Annotated in this window: 19 protein-coding genes; 9 read left to right on the forward strand and 10 right to left on the reverse strand. The window is 75.2% G+C overall.

The window, feature by feature from the left end; translation table 11 throughout:
• Positions 1 to 12 precede the first annotated feature (12 nt).
• Complete coding sequence (locus LWC33_RS30570; RefSeq protein ID WP_233308163.1) at positions 13 to 441, forward strand: hypothetical protein; 429 nt, start codon at positions 13 to 15, stop codon at positions 439 to 441.
• A 1-nt stretch (position 442) separates the two neighbouring features.
• Positions 443 to 1405, forward strand: coding sequence for an ROK family glucokinase (locus LWC33_RS30575; protein WP_233308165.1), 963 nt, complete (start codon positions 443 to 445; stop codon positions 1403 to 1405).
• An 18-nt stretch (positions 1406 to 1423) separates the two neighbouring features.
• On the opposite strand, the gene LWC33_RS30580 is transcribed toward LWC33_RS30575, so the two are convergent.
• Positions 1424 to 1867 (reverse strand): hypothetical protein, encoded by a 444-nt coding sequence (locus LWC33_RS30580; RefSeq protein ID WP_233308167.1) that lies wholly within the window; start codon positions 1865 to 1867, stop codon positions 1424 to 1426.
• Positions 1868 to 2013: 146 nt separating this feature from the next.
• Between LWC33_RS30580 and LWC33_RS30585 the strand changes: the two genes are divergently transcribed.
• Positions 2014 to 2727 carry a lysophospholipid acyltransferase family protein gene (locus tag LWC33_RS30585; protein ID WP_233308169.1) on the forward strand — a complete coding sequence of 238 codons (714 nt, stop codon included), beginning with the start codon at positions 2014 to 2016 and terminating at the stop codon, positions 2725 to 2727.
• A 31-nt stretch (positions 2728 to 2758) separates the two neighbouring features.
• Here the strand turns inward: LWC33_RS30585 and LWC33_RS30590 are convergent, their stop codons facing one another.
• Complete coding sequence (locus LWC33_RS30590) at positions 2759 to 4075, reverse strand: ABC transporter substrate-binding protein (RefSeq protein ID WP_233308171.1); 1317 nt, start codon at positions 4073 to 4075, stop codon at positions 2759 to 2761.
• Positions 4076 to 4252: 177 nt separating this feature from the next.
• On the opposite strand from LWC33_RS30590, the gene LWC33_RS30595 reads away from it, so the two are divergent.
• Together LWC33_RS30595 and LWC33_RS30600 are read left to right on the forward strand one after the other, a co-directional pair.
• Complete coding sequence (locus LWC33_RS30595) at positions 4253 to 4741, forward strand: polyadenylate-specific 3'-exoribonuclease AS (protein ID WP_233308173.1); 489 nt, start codon at positions 4253 to 4255, stop codon at positions 4739 to 4741.
• A gap of 124 nt (positions 4742 to 4865) precedes the next feature.
• Positions 4866 to 6254 carry a class II 3-deoxy-7-phosphoheptulonate synthase gene (locus LWC33_RS30600; RefSeq protein WP_233308175.1) on the forward strand — a complete coding sequence of 463 codons (1389 nt, stop codon included), beginning with the start codon at positions 4866 to 4868 and terminating at the stop codon, positions 6252 to 6254.
• Positions 6255 to 6372: 118 nt separating this feature from the next.
• On the opposite strand, the gene pknB is transcribed toward LWC33_RS30600, so the two are convergent.
• Complete coding sequence (gene pknB, locus LWC33_RS30605) at positions 6373 to 8175, reverse strand: Stk1 family PASTA domain-containing Ser/Thr kinase (protein ID WP_233308178.1); 1803 nt, start codon at positions 8173 to 8175, stop codon at positions 6373 to 6375.
• A gap of 76 nt (positions 8176 to 8251) precedes the next feature.
• Here pknB and LWC33_RS30610 point away from each other — a divergent pair, with 76 nt between their 5' ends.
• Positions 8252 to 8617 (forward strand): Rv2175c family DNA-binding protein, encoded by a 366-nt coding sequence (locus LWC33_RS30610; RefSeq protein WP_233308180.1) that lies wholly within the window; start codon positions 8252 to 8254, stop codon positions 8615 to 8617.
• Between the two features lie 55 nt (positions 8618 to 8672).
• On the opposite strand, the gene LWC33_RS30615 is transcribed toward LWC33_RS30610, so the two are convergent.
• The 4 genes from LWC33_RS30615 to LWC33_RS30630 form a co-directional block, all read right to left on the reverse strand.
• Positions 8673 to 9617: a phytoene/squalene synthase family protein gene (locus LWC33_RS30615; protein ID WP_233308182.1), complete on the reverse strand. Its 945-nt coding sequence runs from the start codon at positions 9615 to 9617 to the stop codon at positions 8673 to 8675.
• Positions 9592 to 11274, reverse strand: a complete 1683-nt coding sequence (mptB, locus tag LWC33_RS30620; protein WP_233308183.1) for a polyprenol phosphomannose-dependent alpha 1,6 mannosyltransferase MptB — start codon at positions 11272 to 11274, stop codon at positions 9592 to 9594. The genes LWC33_RS30615 and mptB overlap by 26 nt, the downstream gene beginning before the upstream one ends.
• Positions 11275 to 11340: 66 nt before the next feature.
• Positions 11341 to 12852, reverse strand: a complete 1512-nt coding sequence (gene crtI, locus LWC33_RS30625; RefSeq protein WP_233308184.1) for a phytoene desaturase family protein — start codon at positions 12850 to 12852, stop codon at positions 11341 to 11343.
• A gap of 7 nt (positions 12853 to 12859) precedes the next feature.
• On the reverse strand, positions 12860 to 13984 hold the full coding sequence (locus LWC33_RS30630; protein ID WP_372476723.1) for a polyprenyl synthetase family protein: 1125 nt from the start codon (positions 13982 to 13984) through the stop codon (positions 12860 to 12862).
• A gap of 62 nt (positions 13985 to 14046) precedes the next feature.
• Between LWC33_RS30630 and metF the strand changes: the two genes are divergently transcribed.
• Positions 14047 to 14961 carry a methylenetetrahydrofolate reductase [NAD(P)H] gene (gene metF, locus LWC33_RS30635; RefSeq protein ID WP_233308185.1) on the forward strand — a complete coding sequence of 305 codons (915 nt, stop codon included), beginning with the start codon at positions 14047 to 14049 and terminating at the stop codon, positions 14959 to 14961.
• 10 nt (positions 14962 to 14971) lie between these two features.
• Here metF and LWC33_RS30640 read toward each other — a convergent pair whose 3' ends face one another.
• Together LWC33_RS30640 and LWC33_RS30645 are read right to left on the reverse strand one after the other, a co-directional pair.
• The gene (locus LWC33_RS30640; protein WP_233308186.1) at positions 14972 to 15604 is read right to left on the reverse strand and encodes an LppM family (lipo)protein; all 633 of its coding nucleotides are present in this window, start codon (positions 15602 to 15604) and stop codon (positions 14972 to 14974) included.
• Positions 15605 to 15798: 194 nt separating this feature from the next.
• Positions 15799 to 16398 carry an N-acetyltransferase gene (locus tag LWC33_RS30645; RefSeq protein ID WP_233308187.1) on the reverse strand — a complete coding sequence of 200 codons (600 nt, stop codon included), beginning with the start codon at positions 16396 to 16398 and terminating at the stop codon, positions 15799 to 15801.
• Positions 16399 to 16907: 509 nt separating this feature from the next.
• On the opposite strand from LWC33_RS30645, the gene LWC33_RS30650 reads away from it, so the two are divergent.
• Both LWC33_RS30650 and LWC33_RS30655 read left to right on the forward strand, forming a co-directional pair.
• The gene (locus LWC33_RS30650) at positions 16908 to 17231 is read left to right on the forward strand and encodes a hypothetical protein (RefSeq protein ID WP_233308188.1); all 324 of its coding nucleotides are present in this window, start codon (positions 16908 to 16910) and stop codon (positions 17229 to 17231) included.
• Between the two features lie 137 nt (positions 17232 to 17368).
• A complete protein-coding gene (locus tag LWC33_RS30655) occupies positions 17369 to 17776 on the forward strand; it encodes an SAV_6107 family HEPN domain-containing protein (RefSeq protein ID WP_233308189.1) in 408 nt (135 codons plus the stop codon).
• Positions 17777 to 17831: 55 nt separating this feature from the next.
• On the opposite strand, the gene LWC33_RS30660 is transcribed toward LWC33_RS30655, so the two are convergent.
• Positions 17832 to 18653 (reverse strand): ParA family protein, encoded by an 822-nt coding sequence (locus LWC33_RS30660; protein WP_233308190.1) that lies wholly within the window; start codon positions 18651 to 18653, stop codon positions 17832 to 17834.
• Positions 18654 to 18799: the final 146 nt, after the last annotated feature.

Raw genomic sequence — 18799 nt, forward strand, 5'->3', positions numbered from 1 at the left:
GGGGAGGCGGCGATGAGCTGCACCCACTCCGAGGGACTGACCCGCGAGCTGCGCGCCCTGGCCGTGGCCGCGCTCGACCGGGTCGGACCGCTGGTCGACGCCGCCCGCACGGGGGCGGGCGCGACGCCGTCGAGCTGCGCGTCCTGCCCGGTCTGCGCCCTGCTCGCGCTGCTGCGCGGCGAGCGCCCCGAGCTGGCGGCACGGCTGGCCGAGCACGCGGCGGGACTGTTGACGGTGCTGCGCGCGTTGGTGGAGGAGCTGCCGGACCCGGCGGCGGAGGGAACGGCCGGCAGTGCTGCGGGGCGTGGATCCGAGGAAGAGAGCGGACATGGCGCGACCCCTGACGGACCCGGCGACCACGGCGGGCCCGGCGACGAGCGACGACGGGGGCGAACCGCGGCGTCCCGGCGGGTCCAGCACATCCGCGTGGTGCGGGCCTGACGTGCTCACGGTGGGGGTGGACGTCGGGGGGACCAGCGTCCGGGCGGGGGTCGTCGACCCCGAGGGCGGCGTCATCGACAGCGCGACCGCGGCCACGCCCAAGAGCGACGAGGCCCTCGAGGGGACCATCGCCGCCTGCGTGAACGAGCTCGCGAACCGGCACGACGTGTCGGCCGTCGGGCTCGCGCTCGCCGGGTTCATCGACGCCGACCGCGGCCTGGTCCGGTTCGCGCCGCACCTGTCCTGGCGGGACGCGCCGGTCGCGGAGCGGATGCGCAAGCGCCTGGGTGTCCCGGTCGTCGTCGAGCACGACGCGAACGCCGCCGCCCTCGCCGAGCGCCGGTACGGGGCCGCCGCGGGCGCGTCGACCGTGGTGTTCGTGGCCCTCGGCACCGGCATCGGCGGGGCGCTGCTGCTCGACGGCGCGCTGTTCCGCGGCGCGTTCGGCGTGGCACCGGAGTTCGGGCACGTCCGCGTGGTGCCCGACGGGCGCCCGTGCGAGTGCGGCAAGCGGGGCTGCTGGGAGCGCTACTGCAGCGGCACGGCGCTGGCCACCACGGCCCTGGAGATGCTGGCCGATCCCGACGCGACCACCTCGGTGCTGCACCGCGAGGCCGCGCGCGACCCGGGCCGGATCACCGGCCAGCGGGTGGCCGCCGCCGCGCGCGACGGCGACCGGCTGGCCCACCGCGCGGTCGCCGACATGGGCCGGTGGCTGGGGGAGGGCCTGTCGCTGATCGCCGACGTCTTCGACCCCGAGCTGGTCGTGATCGGCGGCGGGGTCTCGGTGTCCGCGCCACTGTTCCTCGACGAGGCCCGCGAGCACTACGCCCGGGTCGTCACCGGGGCGGGCAACCGGCCGCTGGCCCGCATCCGCACCGCACAGCTCGGTTCCGCGGCCGCGGTCGTCGGGGCGGCCGAGCTGGCCCGCGAGGCGGTCCTCGCGGGTGGCGCGGCGCGGTAGCCCGCGTTCACCCCGCGCTCAGAGAGTGCCCTCGTCGTCGTACGGGTCCCCGTCCTCGTCGGCGGGCTGCCACAGCCGCATCAGCAGCCAGGTCAGGCCGCCGGCGATCGCGACGAGGCCCAGCGGCAGCCCGTAGACCGAGGACATCCCGATCCACTGCGGCGCGGCGACCAGGACGATCCCCAGCACCACCAGCACGAGGCCGATGCCCACGGCGGCCCCCATGCGGGGCAGCGGCGGCGGCTCCGGAGGGACGTAGTGCTCCTCGGGGTCCAGCCGGGGATCGATCTCGGGCACGGGCGGCGGCTCCGGGACCGCGCCGTCGTGCGCCCCGCCCGGCCAGTGCGGGACGGTGCCCTCCGCCTTCCACGAGGCCACGACCTGCTCGAAGGGGTCGGGATCCGAGCGGCGGCCCTCCCGTCGGGGGTCGCCCTGCACGCCCTCCGGCTCGCCCGTGCTCATGCTCGCGGCCTCCTCGGGGGTCTGCGGGGACAGACCCGTGCATCCTGACACGAAGACGCCCCCGGCGGGCGCCCGGAGTCCCTTGTTGTCGCAGCGGGGCGACGCTCCGTAGGCTTGGGCTCCCTGCGGTGAGGAGGCCCTGCCCGGTGCTGTACTGGTGGTCGAAGTACGTCCTGCTCGGCCCGTTGCTCCGGTTGTTCTGCCGCCCCACCATCGAGGGCCTGGAGCACATCCCCACCTCGGGTGCCGCGATCCTCGCGAGCAACCACCTGGCGGTGGCCGACTCCTTCCTGCTCCCGCTGCAGGTGCCGCGCCGGATCACGTTCCTGGCCAAGCGCGAGTACTTCACCGAGCCGGGGCTCAAGGGCTTCGTGAAGAAGCAGTTCTTCAGCGGCGTCGGACAGGTCCCGATCGACCGGTCCGGCGGCAACGCGGCGCAGGCGGCGATGGACACCGCGGTGCGGCTGTTGCGCGAGGGCAAGCTCCTCGGCATCTATCCCGAGGGCACGCGCTCGCCCGACGGGCGGCTCTACAAGGGCAAGACGGGGGTGGCCCGGATGGCCCTCGAGGCCGAGGTCCCCGTCATCCCGGTCGCCATGATCGGCACGGACGAGGTCAACCCGATCGGCTCGAAGATGTGGCGGCCCGGGCACGTGCACGTGAAGGTCGGGGCGCCGCTGGACTTCTCCCGGTACGAGGGCATGGCGGGCGACCGGTTCATCGAGCGGTCCATGACGGACGAGATCATGTACGCGCTGATGGAGCTCTCCGGGCAGACCTACGTGGACCTGTACGCCGCCTCGGTCAAGGAGAAGGCCGAGCAGGCCAAGAAGGCGCAGGAGGGCCGGGCGGCCGCCTGACCGGGCTCGCGCACCGGGACGCCCGGGCCGTTCAGCCCGCCGCGACCGCCCCGTTGGCCGCGTCCTGCGCCTGCTGCAACCCGGGCCCCACCGGCAGCCGGCCGGCGAAGACCTCCCCGAGGACCGGGTTGAAGGCCCGTAGGCCCGTGCCGAACTTGGGGCCCATCGGCGGGTCGATGGTCGCGGTGCCGCCGAGGCTGCCGAAGTACCCCGTCTCGACGCCGCGCTCGCGCCAGTAGTCGAAGAACTTCTGCTGGGACCCGGTGACGGCGGGCAGCGCGGCCCCGCGCCCGCCGACGGGGTCGGCGCCCTGCTCGGAGCCGATCCAGTCGAGGACGCGCGCCACGGCATCGGGGTGCGGCGAGTGCGCGTTGCCCGCCGCGACCACGCTGTTCACCACCGACACCCGGCCCGTGGGCCCGGCCACCATCGGCGCCACGCCCCAGTCGAAGGTCGCGCCGTCGGCGACGTTGCGGAGGTTGTAGGTGCCGGACTGGAACACCGCGAGCCGCTGGTCGAGGAAGGCGTCGCGGCCGTAGTCGGGGTTGACGTTCGTGTCGTCGGCGTCGGGCGCGACGTGGTGGACGTTGATCAGGTCGACGAGGTACCGGAACGCCTCCGCGGACCGCGGCTCGGCGAACGCGAACGTGCCGTCGGGCTGCTGGAACCGGCCGCCGTTGGAACCGATGAAGTCGTAGTAGATCGCCTGCAGGTCGCGGCCGGCGTTGAAGCCGTACCGGGCCACGTGCGCGGGGTCGAAGCCGGGGTGGTCGGCGGTCCGGCCGTGCACGTCGACCGTCAGCTTCCGCATCGCGGGCAGGAAGGTGTCCTTCGCCGGGTCGGGGTCCCAGGTCAGGGTGGCGGGGTCGATGCCGGCGTCGGCGAGGATCTTCCTGTTGTAGTAGGTGACGATCCGGCCGTCGGTCAACGCCGGGACGCCCCACAGGGCCCCGTCGCGGGTGTACTGGTCGACGGCCGCCGGCACCCAGTTCCGGGCGCGGCCGGGCAGGGCGCGGCCGACGTCCACGAGCGCGCCGGAGTCGGCGAGGGCGCCGAAGTACGCCGAGTTGAGCCAGAAGATGTCGTCGCCCGTGCCCGCGGCCAGCTGGGCGTTGAGGCTCACGAAGTAGTCCGCGTACGGGACGACGTCGAGGTCGACGCGCACGTCCGGGTTCTGCCGCTCGAACTCGGCGAACGAGGTGCCGTAGGCCTTGGCGACCTGGTCGTCCCAGAGCCGCAGGGTGACCGTGGTGGCCGGCGCCTGCGGAGGACCCGCGCAGGCCGCGGCGAGCACGGCGCAGAGCAGCGCGACCAGCCCAGGTAGCAGGGCGGTGCGGGAGCGGCGCATGGGTTCTCGCTCGGGGTGCGGCGGACCTGTGAGGAGTCCGGGGCGGGTCATCGGGTGAGTCGTCCGGGAGGTCCGGATCGTGACGGTACAACCACATCTTCGCCCGACCGGCGCAGTCCCCGCGCGCACCCCGCCGTTCGGGCGACGTAGAGTCGCAGCAGGTCGGAAAGGGTTGGCATGCGCTTCTTCTACGACACGGAGTTCATCGAGGACGGCAGGACGATCGATCTCGTGTCGATCGGGGTCGTCGGCGAGGACGGCCGTGAGTTCTACGCGGTGTCCACCGAGTTCGACCCGGACAAGGCCGGCCCCTGGGTGCGGGCGAACGTGCTGCCCAAGCTGCCCTCGCCCGCCGACCAGGCATGGCGGTCCCGCACGACGATCCGCCGCGAGCTGCTGGAGTTCCTCACCGGCGCGCCCGGCGAGGTCGAGCTGTGGGCGTGGATCGCCGCCTACGACCACGTCGCCCTCTGCCAGCTGTGGGGTGCCATGCCCGCGTTGCCGCGGCCGATCCCGCGGTTCACCCGGGAGCTGCGCCAGCGCTGGGAGGACGCCGGCCGCCCGCCGCTGCCGCCGCCCAGCTCCGACGCGCACGACGCGCTGGCCGACGCCCGGCTCAATCTGCGCCGGTGGCAGGTCATCGAGACCTCCGTCCCCACCCCCTGAGCGGACCGCACCCGAGCGGAGCCGGGGGAGCGGACGTCGGCACCCGATCGGCTCTCCGAACCGGACCTGACCGGGGCGGGAGCCGGGAGCGGCCGCCGGTGCCGGACGGCCTACCCTCTGTGTCGTGAACTGGTCCGTCGACGCCCCCGTGGACGTCCTCCCGGAGCTGCCGCCGCTGCCCGGTGAGCTCCGCACCCGGCTGGACGACGCGCTCGCCCGGCCCGCCGCCCAGCAGCCCGAGTGGCCGGACGCCGCCGTCGTCGCGCACACGCGCACGGTCCTGGAGAGCGTGCCGCCCGTCGTGCTTCCGCCCGAGGTCGACCGCCTCAAGCAGCGGCTCGCCGACGTCGCGAACGGCCGGGCCTTCCTGCTCCAGGGCGGCGACTGCGCCGAGACGTTCGTCGACAACACCGAGCCGCACATCCGCGCGACCATCCGGACGTTGCTGCAGATGGCCGTCGTGCTGACCTACGGCGCCTCGCTGCCGGTGGTGAAGGTCGGCCGCATCGCGGGGCAGTACGCGAAGCCGCGCAGCTCGCTCGTCGACGCGCTCGGCCTGCCGTCCTACCGCGGCGACATCGTCAACGGGCTGGCGCCGAACGAGGCGTCCCGCACCCCGGACCCGTCGCGGATGGTCCGGGCGTACGCCAACGCGAGCGCCGCGATGAACCTGGTCCGCGCGCTGACCGCGACCGGCATGGCCGACCTCGCGATGGTGCACGCCTGGAACAAGGACTTCGTGCGGACGTCGGCGGCGGGCGAGCGGTACGAGGCCGTCGCCGCGGAGATCGACCGCGCCGTCAAGTTCATGGACGCCTGCGGGGTCACGGACCACCAGCTGCACGCGGTGGAGTTCTACGCCTCGCACGAGGCCCTGCTGCTCGACTACGAGCGGGCCATGCTGCGGCTGGACCTGGACCGCGACAACCCGGTCCTCTACGACCTCTCGGCGCACTTCCTCTGGATCGGCGAGCGCACCCGCCAGCTCGACGGCGCGCACGTCGCCTTCGCCGAGCTGCTGTCGAACCCGATCGGGCTCAAGATCGGTCCGACCACCACGCCCGAGCAGGCCGTGGAGTACGTCGAGCGGCTCGACCCGCGCAACGAGCCGGGCCGGCTCACGCTGATCAGCCGGATGGGCAACGGCAAGATCCGCGACGTGCTGCCGCAGATCGTCGAGAAGGTCACCGCCTCCGGCCACAAGGTCATCTGGCAGTGCGACCCGATGCACGGCAACACCCACGAGTCCACGACGGGCTACAAGACCCGCCACTTCGACCGCATCGTCGACGAGGTGCAGGGCTTCTTCGAGGTGCACGGCGCGCTCGGCACCCACCCCGGCGGCATTCACGTCGAGGTCACCGGCGAGGACGTCACGGAGTGCCTCGGCGGCGCCCAGGAGATCTCCGACACCGACCTCGCCGGTCGGTACGAGACCGCCTGCGACCCGCGGCTCAACACCCAGCAGTCGCTGGAGCTCGCCTTCCTCGTCGCGGAGATGCTGCGCGGCTGAGGTCGGGTGGCTGAGATCGGGCGGCTGAGATCGCCCGTGCGCGGTGAGTGGTGATGGAGCATCATTCACCGCGCACAGGCGCCGGAGGCGCGAGAACGCGCACGGGCGCCCCGAGTCGCTAGAAGACCGTGAGGGTGATGGTCGAGCCCTCCTGGACCGAGGTCCCCGGGCCCGGGTCCTGGTTGAGCACGCGCGGGTTGTCCCGGTCGAACGGGAAGCTCCGCTCGACGTCGACGTCCAGCCCCCGCCGTTCGAGCCGCTGCCGGGCCTCGTCGAGCCGGTCGCCGATCACGAGTGGGACGTCGACCTCCTGCGGCGGCTGCACGCCCTTGCTCAGCACGAGGGTGACCGCGCCGCCGATCGGCAGCGGGGTGCCCGCCGGCGGGTCCGTGCGCAGCACGGCGCCCTGCGGCACCGTCGCGCTGTACTCCGCCGCGGACCCGGAGGTCGCGGACGTGAGCTGCGCGGCCTGGAGCTGCTGCTGCGCCGCCTCGACCGTGCTGCCCTCGGCGATCGCCGGGACCACCGGGCGGCCGGTCGAGACCGTGAGGGTCACGGCGCTGCCGCGCAGCAGCCGCGAGTCGGGGGCGGGGTCGACGGCGGCCACCCGGTCGGCGGCGACGTCGTCGTGGTGCTGTTCGGTGACCGTCCACGCCAGGTCCGCCCGGGTGAGCAGCTGCTCGGCGGCCGTCCGGTCCAGTCCGACGACCGCGGGCATCGACGTCCACCGGCCCGACCCGAGCCACCACGCCGCGCCGCCCACGACCAGGCCGAGCAGCAGCAGGAGCACGATCCACAGCGCGAAGACCCGGCGGCCGCGGCGCCGGGCGATCCGGTGGTCGGGCAGCGCGCCGGGGTGCGGGACCGACGCCGTGCCGTGCCGCCCCGTGCGTCCGCGGTCGACCTGGGTCGGCGGGTCGTCGGGCCACTCCGCCCGGCTCAGGGCGCGGGTGCCGCGGGGGCCCGCGGGTTCGGCCGGGCCCTCGAGCGCGAATCCCTCGGCCGGCACCGTGTCCTGCTCCTCCACCGGCGGCGGGGGCGGCGCCGGGACCGGTACGTGCGGCACGGCCAGCCACTCCCGCAGCCGGACGAGCTCGGCGAGGAACGCCGTGGCGTCGGCCGGACGGCGGGCGGGATCGCGCGAGGTGGCCCGGCGGACGAGGTCGTCGAGCTCGGGCGGGACGTCGGTCGCGACCGCCGAGGGCGGCGGTACGTCGTCGTTCACGTGCCGGTAGGCGACCGACAGGGCGTTGTCGCCGGTGTAGGGCGGGGCGCCCGTGAGCAGCTCGTAGCAGAGGACGCCGGCCGCGTAGACGTCGCTGCGCGGGTCGGCCTGGCCGGTGGCGACCTGCTCGGGCGAGAGGTAGGCCATCGTCCCGAGGATCATCCCGGCGTGGCTGACCCCCGCCTCGGCCGCCGCGGTGACCAGGCCGAAGTCGGCGACCTTGACGCTGCCGTCCCGCCCCAGCAGCACGTTCTCGGGCTTGACGTCCCGGTGCACCATGCCGAGGCGGTGCGCCTGCGCGAGGCCCGCCAGCACCGGCTCCAGGACCGCGAAGGTCGCCGGCACGCCCAGCGCACCCTGCCGGCGCAGCACGTCCCGCAGGGTGCCGCCCTCGACGAGCTCCATGACCAGGAACAGGGTCGGCTCGCCGCCCGGCGGCGTGCAGCGGCCCTGGTCGTGCACCGCGACGACGTGGGGGTGGTCGATCCGCGCCGCGGAGCGTGCCTCCCGCTCGAACCGGGCTCGGAAGGTCGGGTCCGCCGCGAGCCGCGGGTCCATGATCTTGATCGCGACCGGCCGGTCCAGCCGGGTGTCCAGCCCCCGGTGCACCGTGGACATCCCGCCACGGGCCAGGACCGGCCCGATCCGGTACCGCGCGTCGATCAGGGCTCCGGGGGAGCCGGGCGGGGCGGTCACCCTACGACGGTACCGCCGGGCGAAGTCCGCCCGCGCGTCTCCCCTCGGCGGGCCGTGCTGTGGCATTGTGACGCGCGTGAGTGAGACGAACGGGACGGATCCCGTCCTGTCCGACGACGTCGCCGTCCTGCCGGCCACCGAGGTCGCCGAGATCCTCTCGGTCCCGCGGACCCGCGTCCACCAGCTGATCAAGGACGGCCAGCTGCTCTCGCTGAAGCGCGAGGGCACGACCTGCGTGCCCGCCGACTTCCTCGACGGCAACGCGGTGGTGAAGGGCCTGTCCGGCACGATCACCGTGCTGCGCGACGGCGGCTATCCCGACGTCGACATCCTGCGCTGGCTCTTCACCGAGGACGAGAGCCTGCCCGGCACGCCGATCGCGGCGATCCGCGCCGGGCGGCACCGCGAGATCAAGCGGCGCGCCCAGGCCATGGCGTTCTGACCGGCGTTCTGTACACCGTTCCGGCCTGCGTCCTGCTCCGTGTCCGGCCCGGCCCTCAGGGCCGGCGGCGGGTCCATGCGGCGTGGGCGAGCGCCGGCCCCGCCACCGCCAGCCGGCGGCGCTGCGGCACCGAGACCCGGCGGTGCAGCACCTCGTAGCCGGCGGCGGCGATCTCGTCGAGGATCCCGCCGTAGAGCGTGAACGCGCAGCGCACGCAGTCGCGGGACTCCGGCGCCAGCATCGCGATCCCCGGCTCCGCCCGGCGGTACACCGCTCGGGTGCGGGCGACCAGGTGGGCGAGGGCGCGGCGGACCCGCGGCTCGGTGGTCCGCCGGGTCCGGCACCAGGCCAGCAGCTCCCGGTCCACGCCGAACGCGGCCAGCTCGTCGGCCGGCAGGTAGACGCGGCCGCGGTCGAGGTCCTCGCCGACGTCGCGCAGGAAGTTGGTCATCTGGAAGGCCACGCCGAGCGCGGCGGCGTGGGGCGCGGCCTCCGCGGGGGCGTCGGTGCCGAGCACCGGCAGCACCTGCAGGCCGATCACGGCCGCGGAGCCATGGACGTAGGCGTCGAGCTCGGCCGTGGTCGCGTAGCCGGTGACGTGCGTGTCCATCCGCATCGACGTGAGGAACGGGGAGAACAGCCGGGGGTCGATGCCGTACCGCCGCACCGTGTCCGCGACCGCGGTGACCACCGGCTGGGTGCCCCGGTCGCCCCCGGAGAACGCGCTGACCAGGTCGAGGCCGAGCTCGTCGAGCACCGCCTCGCGCTCCTCGGTGGGGGCGCCGGCGCCGAGGTCGTCGACGATCTCGTCGGCGTGCCGGGCGAAGCCGTAGAGCGCGTGGACCGCGGGCCTGCGGTCGGGCGTGAGCAGCCGGGTGGCCAGGAAGTACGTACGACCGTGCCGGGCGTTGAGCTCCCGGCACTCGGCGTAGGCCCGGCGCAGCGCGGGATCGGTGATCCCGGCCGCGTCGAGCTCAGCGGCCGCCGACTGCGGCCGCACGGGGAGGCTCGGCTCCGGTCAGCGAGGTCCGCGCCGGCACCGGCTTCGGCCGGCGGAAGCCCAGCGGGTCCGGCCGCAGCAACGAGCGGGCCGCGATCCAGGCGAGCACGGCGCACACCGCGAGGTAGCCCCAGTTGTAGAGGCCGTCCTCGCCGCTCGGGTAGTAGACGATCATCAGCCACAGAGAGCCGAAGACCAGCCACTGCAGGCCGCGGGCGCTCCACGGGACCATCGCGAGGATCGCCATGCCCCAGCTGAGGTACCAGGGCAGCGTGGCCGGCGAGAGCAGGGCGACGGCGAGCAGCGCGATGCCGGCGCGGCGAACCGCATCCGGGCCGCCGCTGCGGGCGCGCCACCACTGCACCGCGACGATCGCGACGAGCGCGGCCCCGCCGATCACCCGGGCCACGTTGATGAAGGGCTGCTTGGGCAGCGGGGCCACACCGCCGAGGGCGGTGTGCACGAACTCGCCGACCCCGGTGGGCACCGACAGCCAGTTGACGATCATCGAGGGCGCGCTGAGCGCGGGCAGCCAGCCGAGGTCGACCCGGGCCGCCAGGCTCACGCCGGCGAACACGACCAGGAACACCGCGACGCTCGCCGCGCCGGCGCGGACCAGCCGTCGCAGGAACGTGCCCTCGAGCTGCGCGGCCCAGATCAGCACCAGGAACGGCAGCGCGACGGCGGCGCTGGCCTTGGTGGCCATCGCGAGCGTGACCAGGGCGATGCCGAGCACGTGCCTGCCGCGCAGCATGGCCAGGCAGCCGACGGCCAGGAACCCGACGAGCAGCAGGTCGTTGTGCCCGCCGCCGACCAGGTGGATGACCATCACGGGGTTGGCGACGACGACCCACAGCGCCACCGCCGGGCGCCCGCCGAGGCGGCGGGTGAGCTCGGGCAACGTCGCGATCAGCAGCACCAGCCCGACGCACATGATCAGCCGCATGCCGATCACGCCGAGCACCATGTTGGTGCCGGCCTGCACCGTCACCCAGGCCCACGCCTTCGCGACCAGGATGAACAGGGGGCCGTAGGGCGCCGGGGTGTCCTGCCAGAAGTAGTGGACGTTGTCGGTGAAGGTGCCCGGCATCGCCTCCGGCCCGACCCCGTACGGGTCGAAGCCGAACAGCGGCAGCGCGCCCTGCGCCAGGTAGCTGTAGACGTCCCGGGTGAACAGCGGCGGGGCGATCAGCAGCGGCAGCATCCACAGGACCGCGGTGGTGAGCACGGCCCGCCCGCCGATCCGGCGGGCCAGCACCTCGCGGCCCAGCTGGACCCACGCCCAGGCCATGAGCACCACGCCGACGTACATCAGCGCGGTGGCCAGCTCCTTGCCGTGGCCGTAGCGCCAGAAGCCGAGCGGGCTGTTGGTGAGGATCGGGTCGTGGATCAGCGTGCCGCCGGCACCCACGCCGCCGACCAGCAGCACGACCGAGGCCGCGAAGCCGAGCCAGAGCGGCTTGCGCGGGGGGTTCCCGAGTCGGGACCAGAAGCCGGGGGCCGGGCGCGGGGCACCCGTCCCGGCGGCCGGTGGCGACGCGCGCTCCCCGTCGTCCGGGGCGAGCGCCGTGGCCGTGGGGACGTCGGTGGGCGCCGGGGAACCTGCCGGGTCGGTCGGCTCCGGCCCGGTCGCCGGTCGGGTGGGCTGCGCGGTCATGGCGAGAGCCATGCTCGCACGGGCGACCATCCCGTCCGCTCCGGACCCCGCCTGATCACGGCCCGGTCACGAGCCGGTCACGCGGGCGGCGGCCAGCCGTCCGGACAGGACCACGGGCGGGATGCCGACGCCGGGCGTCGTCCCGCAGCCCGCGAGGACGACGTTGCCGAACCGCCGGGGCAGGTTCCGGGACCGGAAGGGGCCGGTCTGGGCGAAGGTGTGCGCGGCGGAGAACGGGGTGCCCGCGGCGAGCCCCTGCCGCGCCCAGTCCGCCGGGGTGACCAGGGCCGAGACCTCGACGTCGCCGGTCAGCCCGGTGATCCCGCGCTTCTCCAGCACGCCGAGCAGCTCGTCCCGGTACGCCGGGCCGACCCGGTCCCAGTCGAGGCCGGCGCGCTGCAGGTTCGGGCAGGGCGCCAGGACGAACAGCAGGTCCCGGCCGGCCGGCGCGAGCGTGGGGTCGGTCGCGGTCGGCCGGGTGACCAGCAGCGACGGGTCGCTCATCAGCCGGCCCTCGTCGATGATCTCCGCGAAGGTCCGCTCCCACTCCGCGCCGAAGGAGATGGTGTGGTGCGCGAGCTCATGGCGCGGGGTGGTCACCCCGAGGTGGGCGACGATCGCGCTCGGTGCCCACCGCACCGGCACCGGTCGCCGCGGGGCCCCGCCGAGCAGCCGGTGGGCGACGGGCAGGTCGGGCGTGAGGACCACGGCGTCGCAGGCCAGGCGTTCCGGCGCGGCCCCGTCGCCCCGGTCGGCCGCGGTGTGCCGGACGGCGCTGACGCGCCCGTCCCGGCGTTCCAGCCCGGTGACCTCGCGGCCGGTCAGCAGCGTGGCCCCGGCGTCGACGGCGGCGGCCGCCAGGCCGGCCCCGACCTGCCGCATCCCGCCGCGCGGGAAGTACACGCCGGCGATGGTGTCCATGTAGGCGATCACGCCGTAGGCGCCGAGCGCGCGGTCCGGCGCGACCCCGGCATAGAGGGCCTGGAAGGAGAAGATCCGGCGCAGTCGCTCGTCGGGCAGGAACCGGGCGATCCGCGGCCCGAGCCGGCCGAACCCGCCGAGCGCGGCCAGCCGGACCAGGTCGGGCCCGAGCAGCGAGAACGGCGAGTCGAAGTTCGCGCCGATGAACGAGTCGATCTCGGTGCGGTAGAGGTCGGTGAGCCAGGCGCGAAGCCGCCGGTACCCCTCGGCCGACGCCGGCCCGCAGGTGGCGCGGACCTCGGCCTCCATCGCCTCGGCGTCCGTGTGGACGTCGATGGTGGTGCCGTCGGCGAAGGTGGTGCGGTAGGCCGGGTCGAGCCGGACCAGGTCCAGCCGGGCCGCCAGGGAGTCGCCGACCGCGGCCAGGGCCTCGTCGAGCAGCTCCGGCATGGTCAGCACGGTGGGTCCGGTGTCGACCCGGTAGGTGCCCGACGGGCCCGCGAGGTCCAACCGGCCCGCGCGGCCGCCCGGGTGGTCGTCGCGCTCGACGATCGTCACCCGGCGGCCCGCGCCGAGCAGGTGCAGCGCCGCGCAGAGGCCCGCGAGCCCGGCCCCGACCACCACGACATGGTCGGTCGGGCCCTCCAGACGTCTCACCGTCGGGTCACCGGTGCCGGCGGGTCGCCCGTACCGCCAGGTCCTGCAGCTCCGTCGCGGCGGGCTCGGCGATGTCGGCGGCCGTGAGCGCGTCGAGCGCGGCCCCCGTCAGCGCGGCGATCCGCTGCTCGACGGCCTGCACCGCGCCCAGCTCGGTGAACACCTCGCGCAGTCGCTCGACCGTGGCGGCGTCGAGGTCGGGGTCGCCGAGCGCATCGGTGATCAGGGCACGGGCCGGGCCGTCGCCGGCCCGCTCCAGGGCGAGCGCCACCAGGAGGGTGCGCTTGCCCTCACGGAGGTCGTCCCCGGCGGGCTTGCCGGTGACCTCGGGGTCGCCGTAGACACCCAGGAGGTCGTCGCGCAGCTGGAAGGCCACGCCGATGTCCGCGCCGAACCGCCGGTACGCGGCGACGAGCGGCTCCGGCGCTCCGGCCAGGGTCGCGCCCAGGTGCAGCGGGCGCTCCACCGTGTAGGCCGCCGTCTTGAAGCGGTCGATGCGCAGCGCGGCGCCGGGGGAGTCGTCGCCGGTCGCCTGGGTGAGGACGTCGAGGTACTGCCCGCCGAGGACCTCGGTGCGCATGCCGCGCCACGGGTCCCGGCACCGCAGCAGCGTCTCCGCGTCGAGGCCGGACTCGTGGTACATGTCGTCCGCCCAGGTCAGGGCCAGGTCGCCGAGCAGGATCGCCGCCGCGGCGCCGAACCGGGCCGGCGGGCCGGACCAGCCGGCGTCGGCGTGCCGTGCGGCGAACTCGACGTGCACCGTGGGCCGGCCGCGACGGGTGGCCGAGGCGTCCATCAGGTCGTCGTGCACCAGCGCCGAGGCCTGGATGAGCTCCAGGGCGCTGATCGCCCGCAGTACGGCGGGGGCCTGCGGGCCGGCCGGGTCGCCGCCCGCGCCGCGCCAGCCCCACCAGGCGAAGGTCGGACGGATCCGCTTGCCCCCGCTCAGGACGAACCGGACGAGCGAGTCGACGGCGTCGGCGAACACCGGGCCGATCGCCGAGGCGTCCTCGCGCCGGCGCAGGAGGTAGTCCTCCAGGGCCTGCTCCACCTGCGCGGGGAGCGCGGCGGCCCCCGCGGGCTCGGCCGCCGGGCCCGGCAGGACGTTCGTGGGCGGGGAGGGATGAACCACCCGGCGAGCGTATCGGCGGGACGCACCTTGGGCGCGCCGACGCACGACCGTAGGCTGAACAGGTGACCACGCGAACCGCGCAGCCGCGCACCTCGGTGATCGACCGGATCGGGGCGGAAGGCCCCGTCTTCTCGGTCGAGTTCTTCCCGCCCAAGGACGCGCAGGGGGAGGCGGAGCTCTGGAAGGCGATCCGCCGCCTCGAGCCCCTCGACCCCGCGTTCGTGTCGGTCACCTACGGCGCCGGGGGTTCCAGCCGGGACCGGACCATCCGGACCACGGCCCGCATCGCCACGGACACCACGCTGGTCGCGATGGCGCACCTCACCGCCGTCTCGCACTCGGTTTCGGAGCTGCGGCACGTCGTCGGCTCCTACGCGGCCGCCGGCATCCGCAACGTGCTCGCGGTCCGGGGCGACCCGCCCGGGGACCCGCTGGGCGAGTGGACGGCCCACCCCGAGGGCCTCACCTACGCCGACGAGCTGGTCCGGCTCGTCAAGCGCTCCGGCTCGTTCTGCGTCGGGGTCGCCGCGTTCCCGTACGGCCACCCGCGCTCGGCCGACCTCGACGCCGACCTGCAGCGGCTGCTGGCGAAGATCCGGGCGGGCGCGGACTTCGCGATCACGCAGCTGTTCTGGGAACCCGACGGGTTCCTGCGGCTGCGGGACCGGCTGGCCGCGTCGGGCTGCGAGGTGCCGCTGCTGCCGGGGATCATGCCCCTGCTCAGCGTCAAGACGCTGCGCCGCGGGCCGGAGCTCTCCGGCGCCCCGCTGCCGCCGGGCCTGGCCGAGCGGCTCGAGCCGTACGCGGACGACCCGGCCTCGTTCCGCGCCGCCGGGCTCGACCTCACCGAGGAGCTCTGCCGGAAGCTGTTGGGTGAGGGCGTGCGGGGGCTGCACTTCTACACGCTGAACCGGTCCCTGGCCACGGCCGAACTGGTCGAGCGGCTGGGCCTGGCCCGCCGGCCCGCCCTGCCCTGAGCCGGGGGGGTCAGCGGCGCACCGGCGGGTTGCGGGTGCGCCGCGCCATCACCACCACGGCCGCCACGGCGCCGATCACGAACACCGCGAGCCCGAGCGTCCAGGCCGTGGTCGACGGGGCCTGCGGGTCGTCGTAGGCCACGACGGCGTTGACGTCGCCCACCTCGCCAGGGGTGAAGGTCCAGCTCACCGTGCCGGCCTCGGAGTCGCCGTTGGTGTCGAGGACCTCGCCCGGGAAGCTGACCTTGAGCTGGAAGTCCGCGCGGTCCACCGGGACGGTGGTGAGGTCGGCCGCGCCCTCCAGCACGATCCGGTTGCCGGCCCGGCGCAGCGTGAGGTGCGCGCGCTCGCCGGCCTGGCCGCCGGCGGCGGAGAGCTGTCCGACCTGGTCGAACGACAGCCCGGAGAAGCGCAGCACCGACCCGGTGTAGCCGTCCTGCCGGTACTCCGACACGTCCACGTCGGACGCCAGTGCGGGCGGCACCGAGATCGCGGGGCCCTTGTCGTCCGGGCCCTTCTCCGGGGTGGCGACCACGATCTCGCCGGTCACGGTGTCGTCCGGCTGCACGGCGAGGGCCGCCCGGACGCGGGCGCAGCCCCCGAGCAGCGCGACCGCGGTCGCCACGAGCAGGAGCACCGACACGACCCGGCGGAACCGGGAGGTGCGGACGGGGCGCCGACGGCCACGGGGGCGATCGGCGGGGCGATCGCCGGGGCGATCACAGGACCGGTCACGGGGTCGATCACGGGGTCGATCATGGAGGGGAGCGGGCGGCGGCTGCACGGCGGTCATCGTGCCATCGCCCGGTCCCGGGAGGGCGCAGCGACGGGCCGGGCTCACCCGCGCTCGGGCGGCGGCGGCAGCGGCAGGGTCCGGCCGAGCACGGCGAAGGGCCTGCTGTCGCCGGTGAAACGGTGGTCGCGCAGCACGTCGTCGAAACCGAGCCTGCGGTAGAGCCGCCACGCCCGGCCGGGTGCGCGCGGCGCGTACTCGGGTGTGGACAGCAGGACCATCCGGTGCCGGACGCCGTCGAGCAGCCCGCGCAGCATGCCCTCGCCGAGCCGGGCGCCCTGCGCGTCGGGCCGGACGTGCAGCTCGGTCAGTTCGAAGTAGTCGTGCAGCCAGTCCGGCTGGGCGGGGTCGCGCGCGGCGCCCCGCGCGGCCAGCCCGCGCCGGACCTCCTCGAACCACCACTGCCCCGGGCCGCCCGAATAGCCGTAGGCGATCCCGATCAGGTGGCCGCCCGGGTCCATCCAACCGACGCAGCGCCACCCGGCGCGCCGGGTGTGCTCGAGCCAGAGGTTGCGGCGCTGGCGGGCGGTGCCGGGCGGGTAGCCCATGGCGGCGACGTAGACGTCGAGGGCCTCGCCGAGATGGTCGGCCAGCTCGACCGACGACAGGGCGACCAGGCGCGGCCGGGCGGGCGCGGCGGTCATCGCCGCGGCTGCCGGCGCGGGCCAGGACGCTCCGCTGCCGACGTCATTGCGGTCACTGCGCCCACCGCGCCCACTGCGCCCACTGTGGCCACTGCCGCCACTGCGGCCCCGGGGGTCTCGCGGACGCGGGCGGTCGCGCGACGGGTGGGGCGCAGGCGGCTCATGCCGCCATCTCACCACGGAACGCAACCGGGGGCAGGTGCCGACGGCCGGTCCCGGCCCGACGGCCCGGTTTCGTCGGTGGTGCCCGGTAGGAGAAGGGCATGCGCACGCGGGGTGGAGAGCCCTCCACGGTGGAGCGGGCCCGACTTGACGGCCCGGGGCGGACACGCTTCACTGGACGAGTCGAACGCATGTTCGATCCAGGTCGGTCCCGGGGACGGGGTGGGGGAAGCACCCCTTCCCCGGGTCGGTCTGCGCTGTCCGTACCGACCCCGCCGGCCCGCACCGGCGTGGGCCGGTGCTCGTGTCCAGCCGGATCCCAGCCGGCCGGAAGGGGAGTGATCTCCGTGAGCACCTTCTCCCGGGTGTTCGGGCCCCGCGAGCCCGCACCGGTCCAGGTCCGCTGGCTCGGGGGCGAGCCGGTGGAGTTCGAACGCAGGCCCGCCCGGCGCGGGTCCCGTTACCTGGTCACGGACGTCCACGAGCGGTGGATCGAGGAGTCGCCGTGGCCGTTCCCGTCGCCGATGCCGATCGGCGGCGACCAGCTGCGGTGCTGGCGGGTGGAGGCCCGGTCCGCGGAGTCGCCGCAGGAACCGGCCCGGGAGTTCGTGCTGCGGATGCGCGCGGGCCCGGGGGTCTGGGACCTCGTGCGCGTGCCGGACGCGGGATGAGCGAGGGCCGGGATGGCGCCCGGGGGTGCCGGCCGGCGACGGGGCGGCGCAGGGCGGGGAGCAGGGCACGGGGGACGGCACGGGGACCCGCGGCGGTGCGGGCGTGCAGGGCGAGCGTGAGGACCGGAGGAGCGGACATGACGATCACGACGAGCGAGCGGGCGCCGGCCGCGCCCGTGTCGAAGGCGGCACTGGGCCTGCTGCGGCAGGCCGCGGAGTGCGTGGCGGACGGCTACCGCGCCCCGGAGCCGCTGGTGCGCTACCCGGCGGCGTACCTCGCCGCGCTGCGGGCGGGCGCCGCGGTCCTGGCGGCGCGGGCGGTACCGGAGCAGCGGCGCGGGCGGCCGCGCAGCGTCTGGCAGTTGCTCGGCGACATCGCGCCGGAGCTGGGGGAGTGGGCCGCCTTCTTCGCGTCCTGCTCGGACACCCGGGCGGCCGCCGAGGCGGGCATCTCCCGGCTGGTCGGGCGCCGCGAGGCGGACGACCTGCTGCGGCAGGCCGAGCAGTTCGTGGGGATCGTGCGGGAGCTGCTCGTCGACCGGTGAGCCGGCCGCAGGTCGGCCCGGTCCGTCGGGTTGGCCCGGTCCGTCGGGGCCGGCGTCAGGTCCGGGAGCGGGAGCGCAGCAGCCGGCCGAGGAGGGCGGTGAACACCGCGGCCACCTCGCGGGCGCCGGGCGTGTCCCAGGACTGGATGGGCAGGCAGGCGCCCTGCGCCTGCTGCACCGCGGAGCGGTCCGGCAGCACGCTGCCGAACACCAGCGGCCCGAACAGCTCCCGCAGCTCCGCGATGCGGTAGTCGTGCTCGGCGTTGCGCGGGCGCACCCGGTTGACCAGCACACCCAGCGGTTGCAGGTCCGGGTTGCCGCGTTCGCGCTCGGCCTGCACGGCGTCGAAGGCCCGCTGCACGCCGGACACCGCGAACATCGTCGGGTCCGTCACCAGGATGGCCCGGTCCGAGGCCGCGAGGGCGCTGCGGGTGAGCTGCCCCAGCGAGGGCGGGCAGTCGATGATCACCAGCTGGTAGGGCTCGCCCGGCTTCTCGTCCGTGCGGCCGAGGCTCGAACCCAGGTCGGGGTCGTCGAGCCGGGAGAGCGCACGGGCCAGCCGCTCGAGCTGCTTGGTGCTCGGGTCCGGGTGGTTGTGCCGCTCGTTCTGCTCCGACCCCACCAGCACGTCGAGTCCCTCGCCCCAGGCGCTCGTCGCGATGGAGCGGCGGAGCACGGAGCGGCTCGGCTCGTCCAGCACATCGGCGACCGTGCCCGTGGTGGGCTCGACGTCGAGGGCGATGGTGGCGTTGGCCTGGGGATCCAGGTCCACGAGGAGGGTGGGGATGCCGTGGTGCAGCGCGGCGCCGGCGAGACCGAGGGCGACGGTGGTCTTGCCGACCCCGCCCTTCAGGCTCAGCGTGGCGACGACCTGCACGGCGATCAACCTACCGTCTCGCCGCCACGGGTCGTGCGCGCGCCACTAGTGGTTGAGGTCGTTCGTCGGGGGTCACGCCGCGGGAGTGAGTGTGTGGCGTGCTCCGGGCGGGTCGACCCGGTCGAGCAGGGTGCGGAGGTCGTGGC

Origin of the sequence: Pseudonocardia terrae (assembly GCF_021343995.1) — a bacterium.
Classification (GTDB): Bacteria; Actinomycetota; Actinomycetes; order Mycobacteriales; family Pseudonocardiaceae; genus Pseudonocardia; species Pseudonocardia terrae.